Annotated in this window: 19 protein-coding genes; 4 read left to right on the top strand and 15 right to left on the bottom strand. The window is 72.1% G+C overall.

Annotated elements, in window-relative coordinates; translation table 11 throughout:
• Positions 1 to 31: 31 nt before the first annotated feature.
• The 6 genes from FBY23_RS10135 to FBY23_RS10110 are packed head-to-tail and all read right to left on the bottom strand — an operon-like array spanning position 32 to position 6,045.
• Positions 32 to 649, bottom strand: coding sequence for a trimeric intracellular cation channel family protein (locus FBY23_RS10135; RefSeq protein ID WP_141798030.1), 618 nt, complete (start codon positions 647 to 649; stop codon positions 32 to 34).
• A gap of 18 nt (positions 650 to 667) precedes the next feature.
• Positions 668 to 3,604 (bottom strand): UPF0182 family protein, encoded by a 2,937-nt coding sequence (locus tag FBY23_RS10130; RefSeq protein ID WP_141798029.1) that lies wholly within the window; start codon positions 3,602 to 3,604, stop codon positions 668 to 670.
• Positions 3,597 to 4,157 carry a PPA1309 family protein gene (locus FBY23_RS10125; protein ID WP_141798028.1) on the bottom strand — a complete coding sequence of 187 codons (561 nt, stop codon included), beginning with the start codon at positions 4,155 to 4,157 and terminating at the stop codon, positions 3,597 to 3,599. Before FBY23_RS10125 ends, FBY23_RS10130 begins: the two co-directional genes overlap by 8 nt.
• 28 nt (positions 4,158 to 4,185) lie before the next feature.
• Complete coding sequence (locus FBY23_RS10120; RefSeq protein ID WP_141798027.1) at positions 4,186 to 5,223, bottom strand: PDZ domain-containing protein; 1,038 nt, start codon at positions 5,221 to 5,223, stop codon at positions 4,186 to 4,188.
• A gap of 27 nt (positions 5,224 to 5,250) precedes the next feature.
• Entirely contained in the window at positions 5,251 to 5,571 is a 321-nt protein-coding gene (locus tag FBY23_RS10115; protein ID WP_186348225.1) for a hypothetical protein, read from the bottom strand.
• Positions 5,572 to 5,616: 45 nt separating this feature from the next.
• A complete protein-coding gene (locus FBY23_RS10110; protein ID WP_141798026.1) occupies positions 5,617 to 6,045 on the bottom strand; it encodes a molybdenum cofactor biosynthesis protein MoaE in 429 nt (142 codons plus the stop codon).
• Between the two features lie 73 nt (positions 6,046 to 6,118).
• On the opposite strand from FBY23_RS10110, the gene FBY23_RS10105 reads away from it, so the two are divergent.
• Positions 6,119 to 7,453, top strand: coding sequence for a zinc-dependent metalloprotease (locus tag FBY23_RS10105; protein WP_141798025.1), 1,335 nt, complete (start codon positions 6,119 to 6,121; stop codon positions 7,451 to 7,453).
• A complete protein-coding gene (locus tag FBY23_RS10100) occupies positions 7,450 to 7,992 on the top strand; it encodes an NUDIX hydrolase (RefSeq protein ID WP_141798024.1) in 543 nt (180 codons plus the stop codon). The genes FBY23_RS10105 and FBY23_RS10100 overlap by 4 nt, the downstream gene beginning before the upstream one ends.
• 3 nt (positions 7,993 to 7,995) lie before the next feature.
• On the opposite strand, the gene FBY23_RS10095 is transcribed toward FBY23_RS10100, so the two are convergent.
• The 3 genes from FBY23_RS10095 to FBY23_RS10085 all read right to left on the bottom strand — a co-directional run bounded on the left by FBY23_RS10095 (position 7,996) and on the right by FBY23_RS10085 (position 10,820).
• Complete coding sequence (locus FBY23_RS10095) at positions 7,996 to 8,553, bottom strand: M48 family metallopeptidase (protein ID WP_141798023.1); 558 nt, start codon at positions 8,551 to 8,553, stop codon at positions 7,996 to 7,998.
• A gap of 47 nt (positions 8,554 to 8,600) precedes the next feature.
• Positions 8,601 to 9,647 (bottom strand): PHP domain-containing protein, encoded by a 1,047-nt coding sequence (locus FBY23_RS10090; protein WP_141798022.1) that lies wholly within the window; start codon positions 9,645 to 9,647, stop codon positions 8,601 to 8,603.
• Between the two features lie 351 nt (positions 9,648 to 9,998).
• A complete protein-coding gene (locus tag FBY23_RS10085; RefSeq protein ID WP_141798021.1) occupies positions 9,999 to 10,820 on the bottom strand; it encodes an enoyl-CoA hydratase/isomerase family protein in 822 nt (273 codons plus the stop codon).
• A 139-nt stretch (positions 10,821 to 10,959) separates the two neighbouring features.
• On the opposite strand from FBY23_RS10085, the gene FBY23_RS25945 reads away from it, so the two are divergent.
• Positions 10,960 to 11,118, top strand: a complete 159-nt coding sequence (locus FBY23_RS25945) for a DUF5679 domain-containing protein (protein ID WP_011754982.1) — start codon at positions 10,960 to 10,962, stop codon at positions 11,116 to 11,118.
• Positions 11,119 to 11,253: 135 nt separating this feature from the next.
• Positions 11,254 to 12,093, top strand: a complete 840-nt coding sequence (locus FBY23_RS10080) for a hypothetical protein (protein WP_141798020.1) — start codon at positions 11,254 to 11,256, stop codon at positions 12,091 to 12,093.
• Positions 12,094 to 12,108: 15 nt separating this feature from the next.
• On the opposite strand, the gene FBY23_RS26185 is transcribed toward FBY23_RS10080, so the two are convergent.
• The 6 genes from FBY23_RS26185 to FBY23_RS10060 all read right to left on the bottom strand — a co-directional run bounded on the left by FBY23_RS26185 (position 12,109) and on the right by FBY23_RS10060 (position 17,052).
• Positions 12,109 to 12,273, bottom strand: coding sequence for a hypothetical protein (locus FBY23_RS26185; protein ID WP_174245199.1), 165 nt, complete (start codon positions 12,271 to 12,273; stop codon positions 12,109 to 12,111).
• A gap of 135 nt (positions 12,274 to 12,408) precedes the next feature.
• On the bottom strand, positions 12,409 to 12,576 hold the full coding sequence (locus tag FBY23_RS26180) for a hypothetical protein (protein WP_174245198.1): 168 nt from the start codon (positions 12,574 to 12,576) through the stop codon (positions 12,409 to 12,411).
• Between the two features lie 48 nt (positions 12,577 to 12,624).
• Positions 12,625 to 12,891 carry a WhiB family transcriptional regulator gene (locus tag FBY23_RS10075; RefSeq protein WP_141003398.1) on the bottom strand — a complete coding sequence of 89 codons (267 nt, stop codon included), beginning with the start codon at positions 12,889 to 12,891 and terminating at the stop codon, positions 12,625 to 12,627.
• A gap of 152 nt (positions 12,892 to 13,043) precedes the next feature.
• Positions 13,044 to 13,313 (bottom strand): hypothetical protein, encoded by a 270-nt coding sequence (locus tag FBY23_RS10070; RefSeq protein ID WP_141798019.1) that lies wholly within the window; start codon positions 13,311 to 13,313, stop codon positions 13,044 to 13,046.
• Between the two features lie 158 nt (positions 13,314 to 13,471).
• Positions 13,472 to 15,547, bottom strand: coding sequence for an ATP-dependent DNA helicase UvrD2 (locus FBY23_RS10065; RefSeq protein WP_141798018.1), 2,076 nt, complete (start codon positions 15,545 to 15,547; stop codon positions 13,472 to 13,474).
• A 125-nt stretch (positions 15,548 to 15,672) separates the two neighbouring features.
• Positions 15,673 to 17,052, bottom strand: a complete 1,380-nt coding sequence (locus tag FBY23_RS10060; protein ID WP_141798017.1) for a hypothetical protein — start codon at positions 17,050 to 17,052, stop codon at positions 15,673 to 15,675.
• Positions 17,053 to 17,146 lie beyond the last annotated feature (94 nt).

The raw sequence follows: 17,146 nt of genomic DNA, 5'->3' as shown, positions 1-17,146 counted from the left end.
CAAACCGCACCAAATCGGGGCGATCGGGCGATCACGAGGGTGGTGGCCCGAGCCGGGGTACGGGCGCCCGCCACCCCCGACGTACGGCGATCAGCCGCCACCCGATGGTGACCAGTGCCGCCGGGGCGAGGATCACGCCGTGGGCGACGCCGAGCTCGGCACCGGTCGCGGCGATGGCGGCGCCGGCGAGGGCGGGGATGGCGTACAGCTCGCCGGTGCGGAAGATCACCGGGATCCGGCCGGCGAGCAGGTCGCGGATGATGCCACCGCCGACGCCGGTGACCATGCCGAGGGCGGCGGAGGGGGCGGGGCCGAGCCCGTACTCCTGGGCCTTGAGGGCGCCGGCGACGCAGAACAGGCCGAGGCCGAAGGCGTCGAAGACGTTGATCTCGCGCTCGAGCCGCCCCACGGCGGGGTGCAGCCAGAAGGCGACCAGGCCGGCGACGACGGGCACCAGCAGGTAGCGCCAGTCGGCGACGGCGGGCGGTGGCACCGCTCCGATGACGACATCGCGGATGACACCGCCGCCGAGGCCGGTGGCCATCGCCAGCACCACGACCCCGAGGATGTCGAGCTGGTTGCGCACCGCCACCAGTCCGCCGGAGATGGCGAAGACGAAGATCCCGACGAGGTCGAGGGTCTGCAGCATGCGGCGATGATGCCGCAGCTACTGCTTGTCGCGCTCGTCAGCGAGCTTCAGCGCCTCCTCCACCGCCTTCTGGGCCTTGTCGAGCTCCTGGGCCCACGTCACGGTGTCGTTCTTCGCCTGGGCCTGCTCCGCGGCCTTGAACGCCGCGTCGGCGTCGCGCAGCGCCGCCGCGATCTGCTCGTTCAGCGTGCCGGTCGGCTCGCCCGGCGTCTCCGGGGTCTCGGGAGTCTCCGGCGTCTCGGGGGTCTCCGGGGTCGGCTCCCCCGTGTTGAGGTCGACCCCGAGGGCCGCCGCGAGGGCCAGCGGGAGGTCGCGGTCGATGCCGACCTTGGCGCCGTACTTGACGATCACGTACTGCAGGATCGGAAACGCGGACGTCGCGCTGCGGGCGGCGTACACCGGCTGGATGTAGATCAGGCCGCCGTCGACCGGCAGGGTCAGCAGATTGCCGAACCGTGGCGGCGTGGCGCCGGAAACGCGGTACTGCTGCAGCTTCTGCGAGACGTCGTCGTTGCCCTGCATCTCGTTGGCGACCTGGCCCGGGCCGGGCGTGTCCTGGTCGGCCATCTCGAGCAGGCGCAGCCGGCCGAAGTCGTCGGACGTCGCGTCCGAGTTCACCTGCAGGTACGACGCCAGCGTGTTCTGCGCGCCCCACGGCTTGAAGACCGAGGTCAGCGACCAGTCGTTGGTGTTGTCGACCCCGGTCGAGAACAGCCGGTACGGCGGCTGGAACACCTCACGCGACGCGTTCGGGTCCTCGGGGACCTCCCACCGCTCGTCGTCGGAGAAGAAGACGCCCGCGTCGCTGACGTGGTACTTCGCCAGCTGGTAGCGCTGCACCTTGAACAGGTCCTCGGGGTAGCGGATGTGCTCCATCAGCTCGTCGTCGATCGCCGACTTCGGCTCCACCGCACCGGGGAACGCCTTCATCCACGTCTTGAGGATCGGGTCGCTCTCGTCCCACTGGTAGAGGGTGACCGTGCCGTCGTAGGCGTCGACGGTGGCCTTGACCGCCGAGCGCATGTAGTTGATCTCGTCGGTGGGGATCGTCTGCAGCCCGGTGTCCTGCTGCAGCGAGTCGTCGATCATCGCCGCGAAGGACTCGCGCTGCGCGTTCGGGTAGCGGTCGGTGGTCGTGTAGCCGTCGAGGATCCACACGATCTTGCCGTCGACCACGGCGGGGTACGGGTCGCCGTCGATGGTCAGCCACGGCGCGACCTTCTCCACCCGCTCGGTGGGCGTGCGGTTGTAGATGACCTTGGAGTTGTCGTTGACCCGGCCCGAGAGCAGGAAGTTCGGCTCGCCGAACTTGATCGCGTACATCAGCTGGTTGAAGGTGCTGCCGACCGGCACACCGCCCTTGCCGTCGTACGTCGTGCGCGTGTCGGCGGCCTCCTCCGGGTCGTTCTCGTCGAGGCCGAGCTCGACGTCGCGACCGCCCTTGGCCTTGCCAACGACGGAGTACGACGGGCTCTGCTCGCCGAAGTAGACCCGGGTCTCGAACTTCTCGGCGTTGGTGAGGTCCGAGCCACCGGCATCGCCGTCGCTGCGGATGCCCTCGGCCCAGACCATCCGGCCGTTGGCCTCGTCGTTGACGGCGATCTGGTTGGCGTAGGCGGCGATCAGGCCGTCGCCGTGGGTGTAGACGGTGTGCAGGTTGAGCCAGTTCTGGGACGAGGCCCGGATGCCGCTCTGGTCGAGCTCGCGCACGCCGAGGACGAGCGGAACCTCCTTGCCGTTGAGCTCGTAGCGGTCGACGTCGAGGACGGTCGGCACGGAGTAGTAGCCCTTGCTCCGCTGTCGCTGCTGGAAGGTCTCGCGCACCTGGAGCGGGTCGACGACCGGGGTGGTGGCGAGCTGACCGAGCACCGCGGCGCCGCGCTCGCCGCTGCTGTCGGTGGCGATGCCCTGGTAGTTGGGCACGATGTCGATGTCGCTGAGCCCGTAGGCCTCGCGCGTCGCATCGATGTTGGCCTTGATGTAGGAGCTCTCCTTGTCGGCCTCCGACGGCTTGACCTGGAAGTTCTGCACGATGGCGGGCCAGATCATGCCCAGCAGCACGGCCGACAGGGCGAGCAGCGCGAGGCCGACCGACGGCAGCTGCCAGGTCTTGCGCCACACGTTGAGGAAGAACAGCACCGCACAGATCAGCGCGACGCCGACGAGGATGTTGCGCGCTGGCAGCATCGCGTTCTCTCCGGCGTAGTTCATGCCGGTGAAGAGCCGGTGGTCGTCGGCGACGAGGTCGTAGCGGTCGAGGTAGTAGTCGACCGACTTCATCAGCACGAACGCGCCGAGCAGGACCGAGAGCTGGACCTGGGCGGCCGGCGAGAAGCGGTCGTGGGCGACCTGGAGCCGGATGCCGCCGTACAGGTAGTGCACGATCGCGGTCGCGATCAGCGACACGATGGCGACGGCCATCACGAAGTCGATGACGAAGTTCCACCACGGCAGGTCGAAGACGTAGAAGCCGATGTCCTTCTTGAAGTACGCGTCCTTCGCGCCCCACGGCTCGCTGTTGCGCCACAGCAGGAAGGTGCGCCACTGCCCGATCGCGGAGGTGCCCGCGAAGATGCCGACGACCACGCCGACCCCGGCCAGCAGCCAGCCGCGGATCGGGGTGACGGCGTCGCGGTAGCGGTCGACCCCGTCGGGTCCGGCCATCAAGAACAGCGGCCGGAACCGGAACGCGAGGTACATGTTGAGCGCGACGACGCCGCCCATCACCGCGCCGAAGGCCAGGAACAGCCCGACCCGGGTCCACAGCATCTTGCTGAAGACGCTGCCGAAGCCGACCTCCTTGTACCAGAGCCGGTCCGTGTAGAGGCCTGCGAAGGCGCTGAGCAGGAAGAACCCGACGATGAGCACCACACCGGTGATCACCAGGGCACGGGTACGACGACCGGTCCGCTCGGGTGCGGGACGCTCCGGCTCCTCGTCGAACAGCTCACTCATCGGTCTCGTCCTCCGCGTCGTCGAGCAGGGTGGCGTGCAGCAGCTCCAAGAGCCCCGGCACCAGGTCGTTGCCGCCCATCACGGCCATGTCCTCGTCCTGGCTGCGCATCCGCAGCGCGCAGTAGCCCGCACCGTGCCTGGTGACGCCGGCGACGATCCGGACCTCCTCCGCGTCGGGGTGCTCGCGCGCGAACTCCGCGGCCGCCGCCGGGTCCTCGGGGACCTGGCCGTCCGCTGCCGGCGGGAGCACCAGGCGCTCGACCACGGCCGCGCAGCCGGTGACCACGGCGGGCCACTGGATGCCGGGGAGCACCTCCTCGAGCTGCTGGCCGGCCGGCAGGTCGTCCTGCTCGACGGGGGTCAGCGAGCCCTGCTCGGCCGGGGCGTCGAGGCCGAGCTGGGCGGCGAGAGCGGGCTCCTGGGCCACCAGCTGCGCGGTGTCGACGAGGGCGTAGAGCCGCGCCGGCTGGTCCCAGCCCGCCCGGGCGTGGTGCCCCTCGATCTCGAGCACGGCGGCAGCCAGGGCCGGGTCGACGTCCAGGTCGTAGTCCATGGTCTTGCTCCGTGGTCCGGTCGGTCCGTCAGCAGGTCGGCAGGGCGGCGTCGTGGTCGCCGACCCACGTGTCGAGCGCGAGGCGGGCCTCGTGCATCGTGGTCGCCTTCACCAGGCGCAGGTCGGGGTGGAGGCCCTTGACGTCGGCGCAGTTGTCCTTCGGCACGAAGAACAGCTTGGCGCCGGCCGCCTCGGCTCCGGCGATCTTCTGCTCGATGCCGCCGATCGGGCCGACCTTGCCGTCGGGGGCCAGCTCGCCCGTTCCGGCGATGGTCGCGCCACCGGTCATCGATCCCGGCGTGAGCGTGTCGTAGATGGCGAGCGAGAACATCAGTCCCGCGCTCGGGCCGCCGACCTGAGGGTCGACGCGCAGGTTGACGGTGAACGGGAACTCGTAGCCCAGGCCGAGCGAGACGCCGACCCGCGGCTTCCCGTCGATCTCCTCGGGCTTGAGCCGCACGGTCAGCTCGCGCTTGTCGCGCAGGATCCGGAACTCCACCAGCGAGCCGTCGTCGTGCTTGCGCACGGCGGCGACGATCTGGTCGGCGTCGGTGACCGGCTCGCCGTCGACCTCCTTGAAGACGTCGTGGACGAGCAGCTTGTCCTTGGCCGGGCCCTCTTCGTCGACCATCGCGACCTGCACCGCGGTGGGGACCTGGAGGCCGATCTCCTTCATCGCGACGGCCTTCGCGACGTCCTGCGACGTCGTCATCTGGACCGCGCTCTCGGCCTTCTCGTCGGCCTGCGAGGTCTCCGGCGGGTGCACCACGTCGTACGGGAGGATCGCCTTGTCCGGGTCCAGCCAGCGCGACAGCGCCTCACCGAGCGACAGCTTCTGGCCGTACGACGACGCGACCACCGTCGTGAACCGGATCTGGCCCTTGTCGTAGAAGGCCTCGTGGCCGTCGACCTGCACGACCTCCGCATCGTCGGCGTCCTTGCCGAGGATGTCGTACGTCGGCCCGGGGCTGTAGGACGCGTACGGCAGCGGCACCACGAGCGCGATGCCGCCCAGGATCAGCACCAACGGGGCCGCGATGCACGCGGCGATCAGGCGCTGGCTCATGGCGCCTACCTTGTCAGACGTGTCCAATCAGGATGCGCGCCGGTCACCCGTGGCGTCGTCCGCCTGGACGTCCGGCTCGGCGGCCGGCTCCTCCACTTCGCCGCCGGCGACCACCGAGGGCCGGGCCTGCGAGGCGCGCAGGGCCACGCCGGTGTGCCGTTCGGGCGCCCGCTGGGGTGCGGCGTACCCGGGTCGCGAGCGCTGCTCGCGGGTCAGCGCCTCGCCGAGGCGCCGGGCCGCGGTCTCGCGGTCGACCTGGCCCCGGCCCTCGCGGCCCCACCACGCGACCCACGCCATCGAGGCGAGGGTGAGCACGGCGGCCGGCAGCAGCCAGAACAGGATCTCCACTCCACGAGGGTAGGTCGACCCGGGTCGGCGTCCGGTCAGGACACGCTACGGAGAACCGACCCACTCGTCGGACCCGTCGGCGAAGCGCTGGTGCTTCCAGATCGGCACCTCGGCCTTGAGCGTGTCGATCAGCGCGCGGCTGGCCTCGAACGACGAGCCGCGGTGCCCGGCCGTGGTGGCGACGACGACGGCGAGGTCTCCGATGTCGAGGTCGCCTACCCGGTGCACGGCGGCGAGCGCGGTGATGTCATGCGCGTCGGCGATCCGGTCGCACACGTCCCGGAGCCGGTCGAGGGCGGAGGGGTGCGCGGAGTACGACAGGCCGGTGACGCCCTGCCCGTGGTCGTGGTCGCGGACCCGTCCGACGAAGAGCACCAGACCACCGGACGCCGCGTCGTCGAGGCTGTCGAGCACGTCGGTCACCGACAGCGGCTGGTCGGAGATGGCGACGAGGCGCACGGCGGGGTTCGGCATGCGGCCCACTCTAGGGGTCCGTTCAGGGCTGTCCCCGACACTCCTGGTTGTGGTTCGGGCGTAGTTTTGACCCATGACCGACAACCCGGGCGACGACCAGCCGAACCCGTTCAAGGGCACGCCGTTCGAGCAGATCTTCGGCGCCCTCGGCGGAGCCTTCCCCGGTGGCCCCGGCGGCGGGATGGCCTTCTTCCAGCAGCTGCAGTCGCTGATGCAGCCGCACGACGGCCCGCTGAACTGGAATGCCGCCAACGACATGGCCCGCAAGGCCGTCGCCCAGGAGCCGGACCCGTCCCCCACCCAGCGCGACCGGGACCGCGTCGCCGACGCCGTCCGGCTCGCCGACCACTGGCTCGACACCGCCACCGGCTTCCCCTCCGGCATCGGTACGACGGCCGCCTGGAGCCGCGCCGAGTGGCTGGTCGAGACCCAGCCGGTGTGGCAGGTGCTCGTCGAGCCCGTGGCGGCGCGCTCCGTGACGGGCCTGTCCAGCGGCCTGCCGGAGGAGATGAAGGCCGCGGCCGGTCCGCTGGTCGGCATCATCGGCCAGGCCGTCGGCGGGATGATGGCGATGCAGATCGGGCAGGGCCTCGGCGCCCTGGCCGGTGAGGTGCTCACCGCCTCCGACATCGGGCTCCCCCTCGGCGCCCCCGGCAAGGCGGCGCTGGTGATGACCAACGTCCGCGCCTTCGCCGAGGGCCTCGACGTCACGGAGGACGACGTCGTCCTCTACCTCGCGCTGCGCGAGGCCGCCCACCAGCGGCTGTTCGCCCACGTGCCGTGGCTGCGCGAGCACCTCATCGGCGCGGTGACCGACTACGCCCGCGGCTTGGAGATCAACGCCCAGCAGATCCAGGACCGGGTCCAGGAGCAGCTGCGCGGCATCGACCCGACGAACCTCGAGGCGATGCAGGGCCTGCTCGAGGGCGGCATGTTCGACCCGCCGCAGACCGAGGCGCAGACCGCCGCGCTGTCCCGCCTCGAGATCGCGCTGGCCCTGGTCGAGGGCTGGGTCGACGAGGTGGTCGGCCAGGCCACGGCCGAGCGGATGCCCGCCGCGGCCAAGCTGCGCGAGGCGGTCCGCCGCCGCCGGGCCGCCGGTGGCCCGGCCGAGCAGACCTTCGCCGCGCTCGTCGGTCTCGAGCTGCGCCCGCGCCGGCTGCGCGACGCGTCCACCCTGTGGGGCGGGCTGCGCACCCGCTCGGGCCAGGAGGCCCGCGACGGCGTGTGGATGCACCCCGACCTGCTGCCCACCGCCGCCGACCTCGACGACCCGCTGTCCTTCCGCGACGAGGCCACCCGGCCGGAAGCGCTCAGCGAGGACGAGTTCGACGCCGAGCTGCGCAAGCTGCTCGACGGCCCCGACACGCCCGGCACGCCCGGCACGCCCGACAGCCCGACCGAGTGACCCTCCACGCGGACGCCTTGGGCGTCCTGACGAGCTGGCGCGCGCCCGACGCCGTCGAAGAGGCCCTCCGCGGGCGGTACGTCGAGCACCTGACCGCGAGGCCCGACGGGATGCGGCGCGCGTCGTACCCCGACCACATCACCGCCGGCACCCTCGTCATCGACGCCACCGGGGAGCGGGTGCTGCTCAACCTGCACCGCAAGGCGGGGCGCTGGTTCCACTTCGGCGGGCACTGCGAGGACGACGACGCCACCCTCGCCGCCGTCGCGCTGCGCGAGGCGCACGAGGAGAGCGGGCTGCGCGAGCTGGCCTTCCACCCGGAGCCGGTCCAGCTCGACCTGCACACCGTGCCCTTCTGCGGCGAGCGCGGCGACGTCAACCACCTCGACGTGCGCTACGTCGCCGCCGCGCCGGTGGACGCGACGGCGGTGGTGAGCGACGAGTCGCTCGCCGTGCGCTGGTGGCCCCTCGACGGCCTGCCCGAGCTGGAGCCTGCCATGCACGCCCTCATCGCCCGGGCCCGCGCGATCCTCGTCTGAGGATCAGTCGACGTCCTCGCCCGGCACGACCTGCTCCGACGGCGGCCGGTCGATCCGGGCGGCGTCGGACCAGCCGGCGAGATAGCCCTTCGCCTTCTCGGCCGCCGGGTAGTGCGCGACCCACCCCCAGAACCTCTCGTCGTGGTGCGGCTCGATGAGGTGCGCGAGCTCGTGGACGATCACGTAGTCGATGACCCACTCCGGCATCCGCTGCAGGCGCTCGGAGAGCCGGATGGTGCGGTCCTTGGGCGTGCACGAGCCCCAGCGGGCGCGCTGGTTGCCGACCCAGCGGATCGACTCGGGCACGGCGATGCCGCCGAGGTACTCGTCGCTCAGCTCCTGGGCGCGCTGCTTGAGGTCCTCGTCGTCCCAACGCCGCGGCGTGGCGGCGCGCAGCTCCTTGCGCTGCACCCGGGCGACCATCTTCGAGACCCAGGCGCGCTCCTCGGTGCCCGAGAGGTTGTCGGGCATGAGCACCACGATCGTCTCGCCCTCGCGATACGCCGTGACCGTACGGCGGCGGCGCTGCGACCGTCGTACCTCCACGCGCGGGGTGGGCATGTCTCGACCCTACGGCTCCCCCGGGATGAGTGGTGGGACCTCGATGGTCAGGGCGCTGCCCATTCCAGCAGGCGCTCGACGGGCCACGTGTTGACGATCCGGTCCGCGTCGATGCCGGCGGCCTCGGCGCGCTCGCAGCCGAGCAGCGGGTAGTCGAGCTGGCCCGGGGCGTGGGCGTCGCTGTCGATGGAGAACACGCAGCCGATGTCACGGGCCAGCTCCAGCAGCCGGGTCGGCGGGTCGCGGCGCTCCGGGCGGGAGTTGATCTCGACGGCCACGCCCTCCTCGGCGCACGCCTCGAACACGGCGCGGGCGTCGAAGCGCGACTCGGGGCGAGTGCCGCGGCTGCCGGTCACCAGCCGGCCGGTGCAGTGGCCGAGCACGTTGGTGAACGGGTTGCGCACCGCGGCCACCATGCGCCGGGTCAGCGGCTCGGGGTCCATCGCGAGCTTGGAGTGGACGCTGGCGACCCGGACGTCGAGGCGGGCGAGCATCTCCTCACTCTGGTCGAGCGCGCCGTCGTCGAGGATGTCGACCTCGATCCCCTTGAGCAGGCGGAACCCGGCACCGGCGAGGTGCTCGTTGACCGCCTCGACCACGGCCAGCTGCCGGGTCAGCCGCTCCGCCGAGAGCCCGCGGGCCACCTTGAGGCGCGGCGAGTGATCGGTGAGCACGAGATAGTCGTGGCCCAGCTCGATCGCGGTCATCGCCATCTCCTCGATGGGCGAACCGCCGTCGGACCAGTCGGAGTGGGAGTGCAGGTCGCCCCGCAACAGTGCCCGCAGGCCGGTCCCGGCACCCTCGGTGGTCAGGGAGCCGCCGTACTGCTCCTCGACCTCGGCCAGCTTGTCCGGCACCCGGCCGGTCGCCGCCTGGGCGATCACCCGTGCGGTGCTGGCGCCGACGCCGGGCAGGTCGGTGAGCGTCCCCGCCGCCGCCCGGGCGGCGACGTCGTCGGGGTCCAGGGGCAGGATCGCGGCCGCCGCACCGCGGTAGGCCTTGACCTTGTAGCTGTCCGCCCGGCCCCGTTCCAGGAGGAACGCGATCCGGCGCAGCGCCGCCACCGGCGTGCCGTCGTACTCCTGCTCGTTCACGACCTCGTCCGTCCTCGAGAAATGTCTGTCCACAGGCCGTGGATGAGCCTGTGGGGACCATCCTTGCTGGTCACCCCGCGGTACGGCGCCCGCCGGGCCGATCTTGCCAACGGTCCCTCCACAGGCCGATCAGGGTTCTCCCCCGTCCATCCACGGGGCCCGCGCTCCCTCCACAGGTTTCTCCACAGCTCTGTCCACAGGACGCGCGACGCCCGGATTGACCGCGCCCGCCGGGGTGCCTAGGTTCGTCCCCGACGAGGCCCCTCGGGGCCGCAGCACCTCGCTCGCAAGGGGAAGGCAAGCGAGGGGCCGCGGCGCCGGGGGTCTCCTCACCTCGGCCCCCGTCCGGGCTCAGTGCCCGGTGAAGACCGGCGGCCGCTTCTCCTGGGCGGCTCGGATCCCCTCGAGCAGGTCCGCGGTGGCCAGCGTGACCGGCTGGGCCAGGCCCTCCCACTCCAGCGCGGTGTCGATGCTCGCGTGCCCGTGCTGCAGGGCCCGCTTGGTGAGCCGGGTGGCGATCGGTGCCGCTGCCGCGATGTCGGCCGCCGCCCCCAGCACGCCGTCGCGGAACTCCGCCGGCTCCCAGACCCGGGAGACCAGGCCGAGCCCGAGCGCCTCGTCGGCGTCCACGAGCCGACCCGTCAGGAACAGGTCGCGGGCGGCGGCAGAGCCGACCACGTCGGGCAGCAGGTAGGTCCCGGCCATCCCCGGGTGGATCCCCAGCTTCGTGAACGGCACACCCATCCGGGCCCCCCGGGCGGCGTACCGCAGGTCGCAGGCCAGCGCCAGGCAGAGCCCCGCACCGATCGCCGCGCCGTTGATCGCGGCGACCGTCGGCACCTCCAGGCGCCGGATCGAGAGCCAGGCGCGGTAGAACGGCAGCATCCGGGCACGCAGGTCGTCGACGGTCGCGTCCGGCTCGGACGCCAGCCAGGACAGGTTGCCGCCGGAGCAGAACCCCTTGCCCTCGCCGGTCACCACGACCACTCGCACGGTGGGGTCGCCTGCCAGGTGGTCGACCGCCCGGACCCAGGACTCGGTCATCTCGTCGCTCATCGCGTTGCGCAGCTCGGGCTGGTCCAGGACCAGCAGTGCGACCCCCTCGGAGGGCCGTTCGAGGCGCAGGTGCGTCAGGGACGGCGGCGTGGGCCGGTTCACAGCGGATTCAGACATGCGGGGCACGCTACTGCGACTCCGCGGCGGCGTGCCGTAGGGTCAGAGAGGTCCGGAGTGCTGCTCCGGACCCCGACGGGCTTCCCCCCATGTCCCCGTCGCGACGACCGAACGAGAAAAGATGAGCAAGGAGGCCGTCATGGCGGAGACCTGGAGCGGTGAGTTCTACTGCGTCAAGTGCAAGGAGAAGCGCGAGGCCGAGGGCGAGGTCAAGGTGAACGACAAGGGCACCCGGATGGCCAAGGCCGTCTGCCCTGTCTGCGGCACCAACCTCAACCGCATCCTCGGCAAGGCCTGATCCACAGGCACCCAGCCGACTTTCACGGGCGGCTCCACTGCGGTGGAGCCGCCCGTGGCGTGTTTTTGCGGTCGCTCCCCGGCGCCCTGTGGAGGAGCGCCGCGCGGGTCGTTGCGGGCGTGCCACGCTGCGGTCATGGCGTCCCGGACCCTCCTGCTGCGCCCCGGTACGCCGGTGCTGACCCGCTCCCCCGGCGTCCTACAGGTCGGCCTCGTGGAGCCCTCGATCCGGCTGCCCGACATCCCCGCCGTCCGAGACCTCCTCGAGGGCCTGGCCCGGCCGGCCGGTCACGCCCCGGCCGACGCCCTGCCGACGGAGGCTGCCACCGCCCTGGCCCGGCTGCTCGACGCCGGTCTCGCCGTACCCGCCGGTGACGTGCCGGCCCACCTGCTGGCCCAGGCCGGGTCCGACGCCGTACGGCGCCCGGCGGCTCGCGCGGCCTCCCCGGTCGCCCTCGACGCGCCGCCCGGCGCCCGCGCCGTCCTCGGCCCCCTGCTGGCCGCCGCCGGCCTCGTCGAGGCCGAGGCGCCGGAGGACGCCACCGTACGGCTCGTGATCGGCGACGGCCCGCTCGCCCGCGAGCGCCTGGACCCGCTGGTGCGCGCCTCGGTCCCCCACCTGCTGGTCGGCGGGGACGCGCGGGGCGTGCGGATCGGGCCGTTCGTCGTCCCCGGCCGCACCGCCTGCCTGCGCTGCGTCGACGCCCACGAGTCGCTCCACGACCAGCGGCTGCCGCTCCTCCTCGCCCAGGCGGCCAGGCACAGCACGCAGCGACCGCCGCCCCGTGATCCCGTCCTCGACCGGCTGGCGCTCGCCTGGGCGGTGCGCGACCTGACCGGCTTCGTGGACGGCGAGGAGCCCAGCACCTGGTCGACGACCGTCGACCTCGGCCCGAGCGGCGCGCCGGTCCTCACCCGGTGGGGCCGGCACCCGTGGTGCGGCTGTGCGTGGGACGGCTTCCTCGACCTGCCCTGACGCTCGACGGCCGGTCTACCACCACTCGCTGTCGAACTTGGCCTCCATCGAGCGCAGGTGGATGCGGGAGCACTCGTCGCAGTAGCGGCGTACCCGACCGCGCTCGACCGAGGTGGTCCAGGTCAGCGGCGGCTCCTCGCCCTCGATCAGGCGGCCGCAGAAGTCGCAGGTGACGCTCACCCGCCCAGCCTACGCAGAAATGCCGGAAGGGCCGGCCCGACGATCAGTCGGTCCGGCCCTTCCTTCTCACCCGCGATCAGGTGCCCTTCGAGGAGGCCTCGAAGAATTCCGGTCTCGCTGGTCCGCGGTGCGGACTCAGAGTGCGCGAGCGAGGGCGAGACGAGCCTGCTGCGCTGCACGCTCGGCCTTGCGGCTCAAGCGGCGTGCGCGGGCCATCCTGCTGGCCGCGCGCAGCTGCTGCGCCTCTCCCAGGCGCATGGCCATGTGGGCCCGCGCCAGGTCTTCGTTCATGAACTGGGTCATCTCATGCTCCAAGGGTGTGGTGGTACGGAAGGGGATTGCGTGGGTGGACTACGCCGCGGCGTCCTTGCGCGGGCGGCCCCGGGGCCGCTTGCGCGGGATCACCACGCCGGCCAGGAACAGCTCGCCGCCCCAGACGCCCCACGGCTCGCGCCGCTCCAGGGCGCCGGACAGGCACATGCTCTGGACCGGGCAGTCCAGGCACAGCGCCTTCGCGGCCTCGACGTCCGACGGGGACTCTGCGAACCACAGCTCCGCGTCGTTCAGCCGGCACGGCAGCAGCTCGTCCAGCGTCGGCTCGAGAACACTGGTCGTCATCTGCTTTTCACCTCCTCAACTCATGACCTGATCGCGTTGTCATTTCGGGTGGGGATCCGGACTTCGCGTATCTCGGTCTGAGAACTACGAAGGCCGCGGATCCCGGTCTGATTCGGGTTCCGCGGCCTGGAGGCTGCCGAGCTGATTTCGTCTCAGTTCGGTGGGCTCCAGGCGAGGGGACCCGGGACGTAGGCGGCGTTGGTGCCACGGTGGTCCGTGCCGGCGATGCGCTCCCGCTTGACGGCATCGGTGGCCACGACCGCGAACGGCGCGACGGCAAAGAGAGCCGTGGCCGGGCGCGCGGCGATGCCCTGGACCTCGAGGGTCGCGAGGGCAGAGGTGGCGCAGCCGAGGGTCGCGGACAGCGTGGGCTGCCAGGCGGACGTCATCACCGGGAAGACCGGGTTCGTCATGTTCTTCATCAGGGCCACCTCCTTCGGTGCGTGTGGGCGCCAGCCTTGTCAGGGCTGTGGTGCGCAGTGGAACTTGCCTGACGACCGTAATGGCCGGTCAACGGGCCGCGCAAATCATTTATCGATGTTTTTTCGAGGTTTTTTCAAACACTGCTCCCGAGGGGTGCTCAGCCCCCGTCGGCGACCAGCGCGAGCACCGCATCGCCGTAGCGCTCGATCTTGCTCGGCCCCACCCCGTTGACCTTCGCCAGCGCGGCCATCGAGGCCGGCTTGTGCTCGGCGATCAGCTCGAGGGTGGCGTCGGTGAACACGACGTACGCCGGCAGCGGCTTGCCGTCCTCGCCGGCCTCCCGCGCGGTCTCCAGGCGCCACGCCTTGAGCCTGTCGAACAGCGCCTCGTCGTAGCGGACCGGGTGGTGCGCGCAGCGCCCGCGCTTCTTCTCCGCCGCCGTGGTCAGCGGCTGGAGGCAGTCGCGGCAGCGGGCGACCTTGGTGCGGCCACGGGACTGCTGCGGCTGCTGGCTCGCCGGCAGCATCGGCACGATGAACCGCGACGGCTGGCGGCGCGGCGCCTGCCCCGGGTTGCGGGCGGCCGCCCACGACACCATCAGGTCGCGGCGGGCGCGGGTCACGCCGACGTAGAGCAGGCGCCGCTCCTCCTCGACCGCGTCGGGGCGCGCGCCACCCTGCTCGGCGTACACGATCGGCACGGTGCCGTCCTGGACGCCACAGCAGAACACGGCATCCCACTCCAGGCCCTTGGCGGCGTGGAAGGTCGCCAGGGTCACGCCGTCGGCACTCGGCGCGTGCTGCTCGCTCGCGCGCCGGTCGAGCTCCTCGACGAAGCCGGCGATCGACGCCTCGATGCCACGCTCCGTGGCGAACTCCTCGGCCTGGTCGGCCAGCGCCTGGAAGGACTCCCAGCGGTCACGGACCTGGCCGCGCGAGGTCGGCGGCTCGGCCGTCCAGCCCATCGCACCCAGGACGTCCTTGACCACGTCGAGCCACGGGCTGTCGTCGCTCTCGCCCGAGCGAGCGGCTCCCCGCAGCCGGGTCACCGCCTCGAGCACCTCGCGCCGCTCGAAGAACCGCGCCGCGCCGCGCACGATGTAGGGGATCCCGCGGTCGGCCAGCGCGTCCTCGAAGGTCTCGGACTGGGCGTTGATGCGGAACAGGACCGCCATCTCGCCGTACGGCGTCCCGGCGCGCTGCAGCCGCAGGATCCGGTCGGCGACGCTGCGCGCCTCGGCCACTTCGTCGGGCTCCCCCTGGAAGCGCACCGCCGAGCCCGGCTTCTGCTGCGAGCGCAGGTCGACGCCGGCACTGGGCGTGCCCGCGAGCAGGGTGTTGGCGGTCTCGACCACCTGCGGCGTCGAGCGGTAGTTGCGCACCAGCTCGATCGAGGTGGTGCCCGGGTAGCGCTTCGGGAAGTCGCGCAGGTAGTCGGCGTCGGCCCCGGCGAAGCTGTAGATCGTCTGCGCCGGGTCGCCGACCACGCACAGCTCGTCGCGCCCGCCGAGCCACAGGTCGAGCAGCGCCGACTGGAGCGGCGAGACGTCCTGGAACTCGTCGACGACGAACCACTTGTACTGCCGCCGCACCTGCGCCGCGACCCGCTCGTCGGAGGCCAGCACGCCCGCGGTCAGCAGCAGCACGTCCTCCATGTCCATCCGCCCCTGGTCGCGCTTGACCAGCTCGTAGGCGTCGATCACGCGGCCGATCGCCTCGGGCGTCTGGTCGGAGACCGAGCGGCCCTTGGCCGGCGCGATCCGCGGGTAGTCGTCGGCCCCGACGTTGCTGACCTTGGCCCACTCGATCTCGGAGGCGAGGTCGCGCAGCAGGGCCTGCTCGGCCCGCATCCCGAGGTGGCGGCAGGCGGCGGCGAGCATCGGGATCTTCGACTCGGTCAGCGTCGGCAGCTCGGTGCCGTGGACGTGGGGCCAGAAGTAGCGCAGCTGGCGCAGCGCCGCGCTGTGGAAGGTCCGCGCCTGCACGCCCGGCGCCCCCAGCTGGCGCAGCCGCTGGCGCAGCTCGCCGGCGGCGCGGGTGGTGAAGGTGACCGCGAGGACCTCCGTCGGCGCGTAGACCCCTGCCATCACGCCGTGCGCGATGCGGTGGGTGATCGCCCGCGTCTTGCCCGTCCCGGCACCGGCCAGCACCCGGACCGGCCCCCGCAGCGTCTCCGCGACCTGCCGCTGCTCCGGGTCGAGCGCGGAGAGGAGCCGTTCGATGGACTCGGACATGGGCGGGAGTGCTCCTTCGGGGGCTGCGTCGGGTCGGTTCGTGGTGGAGAAACCAACCTAGACGCAGCCCCCGACACGAGCTCACCGACCGGGTCGGCCCGGGACGTCCCCGGGTCGGCGCAGGGTCAGCGGCGGACCTTCACCACCCGCGAGGTGGCCGACCGGTCGGCGTACCCGCTCCTGTGGACGGTGACCCGGACCTGGATCCGCTTGCCGCGGTCGGCCTTGCCGATCTTGTACGCCGCACCGGTGCGGCCCGCGACGACCTTGCCGTTGCGCAGCCAGGTGTAGGTGACCGAGGTGGGCGACGGCGACCAGGTGCCGGAGCTCGCGTGCAGCTTCTTGCCCACCTTCGCCTTGCCGGAGACGATCGGCGCCTTGGCGAGGTCGAACGCGTGACCGCTCGTGCCGGCGCCGGTTCCGCCACCGCCGGGACCACCACCGCCGGGACCACCGGCCGGCGGCGCGGACAGCGGTGCGGGCGACCAGTCCGGCTCGGTGCCGCCGGTCGCGATCTTCGCGAGCGTCGTCTCCCCTGAGCACGCGGCGAGTCCCCGGATGACCCACAGGTCGCCGCCCTCGCTGTAGGCGGCGGAGTCGCTGTCGGGCCCGAGGCTCGGGTCCTTGGCCACGGGCTGTCCGGGGTCCGAGGTGAGGTAGCACTCGGGGTTGGCGGTCGGCGGCGCCGGCGCACCGGTCCGCGGGTCGCCGACCGTCGTCTTCATCGCGAGGCCGCCGGCGCTCCCGAAGATCACCCGCTTGCCGTCACGCGAGACCTCGGCCTCCTGCAGCTCGATGAACTGCCCGAAGATGTCGTTGGAGTAGAACCACACCACCGACTCGTGACCGAGGTCGTCCAGGTGGATGTCGCCCGACCGGTTGAGGGTCAGCCGGCTGTTGGTCACCCACGACGGCTGGCTGCCCCGCACGATGCCGTACTTGTCGGGCCCCACCCACTGGGCGGCATCGGTGACGCCGACCAGGGCCTCGGTCTCGAGGTAGCCGCCGGTGCCGCCGTACCGCTCCAGACGGAGCTGGCTGTAGGTGATCTTCGTGCCGTCGGGCGAGATCTCCGGGTCGTGGATCGGGCTGATCACCACGGTGCCGTAGTCCGGCACGAACAGGTCCTCGGGGTTGATCCGGTTGTGGACCACGCCGTCCTGGCCCATCCGGACGATCTCGTCGCCCTTCATCACCGCGATGACGCCGGCGTCGGACATCGTCGGGTGCTCGTACGGCGAGGCCTCGGTCCCGTCGACGGTCACCGCCCGCTGGCCGGTGCCGTCGGGCCGGCTCAGCCAGACGTTGAAGCCGTGGATGTAGACGATCGAGCCGTCGGCAGCGGTGGCCGCCACCGGGGTGGCGGTCCTGGCCTCGCCGGTGGTGATGGTGGTGTCGGTCGGGCTCGCCGTGGTCGCCGCCAGCGCCGGGTCGGCGGCGGAGAGCAGCGAGGCCGTCGCCAGTGCGCTCACCGAGAGCAAGGCGACGGTACGGGTGCGGGACATCGGTCCTCCTGGAGGTGCGGGGGTCTGGTGTCGCCGACCTTCGCGGGCCGGGTGTCCCGGCAGGCAGAGACAGGAGTCCCGCCTCGGGTCCCGA

Origin of the sequence: Nocardioides sp. SLBN-35 (assembly GCF_006715725.1) — a bacterium.
In the GTDB taxonomy this organism is placed as follows: domain Bacteria; phylum Actinomycetota; class Actinomycetes; order Propionibacteriales; family Nocardioidaceae; genus Nocardioides.
This window is presented reverse-complemented; position numbering and strand designations above follow the sequence as displayed.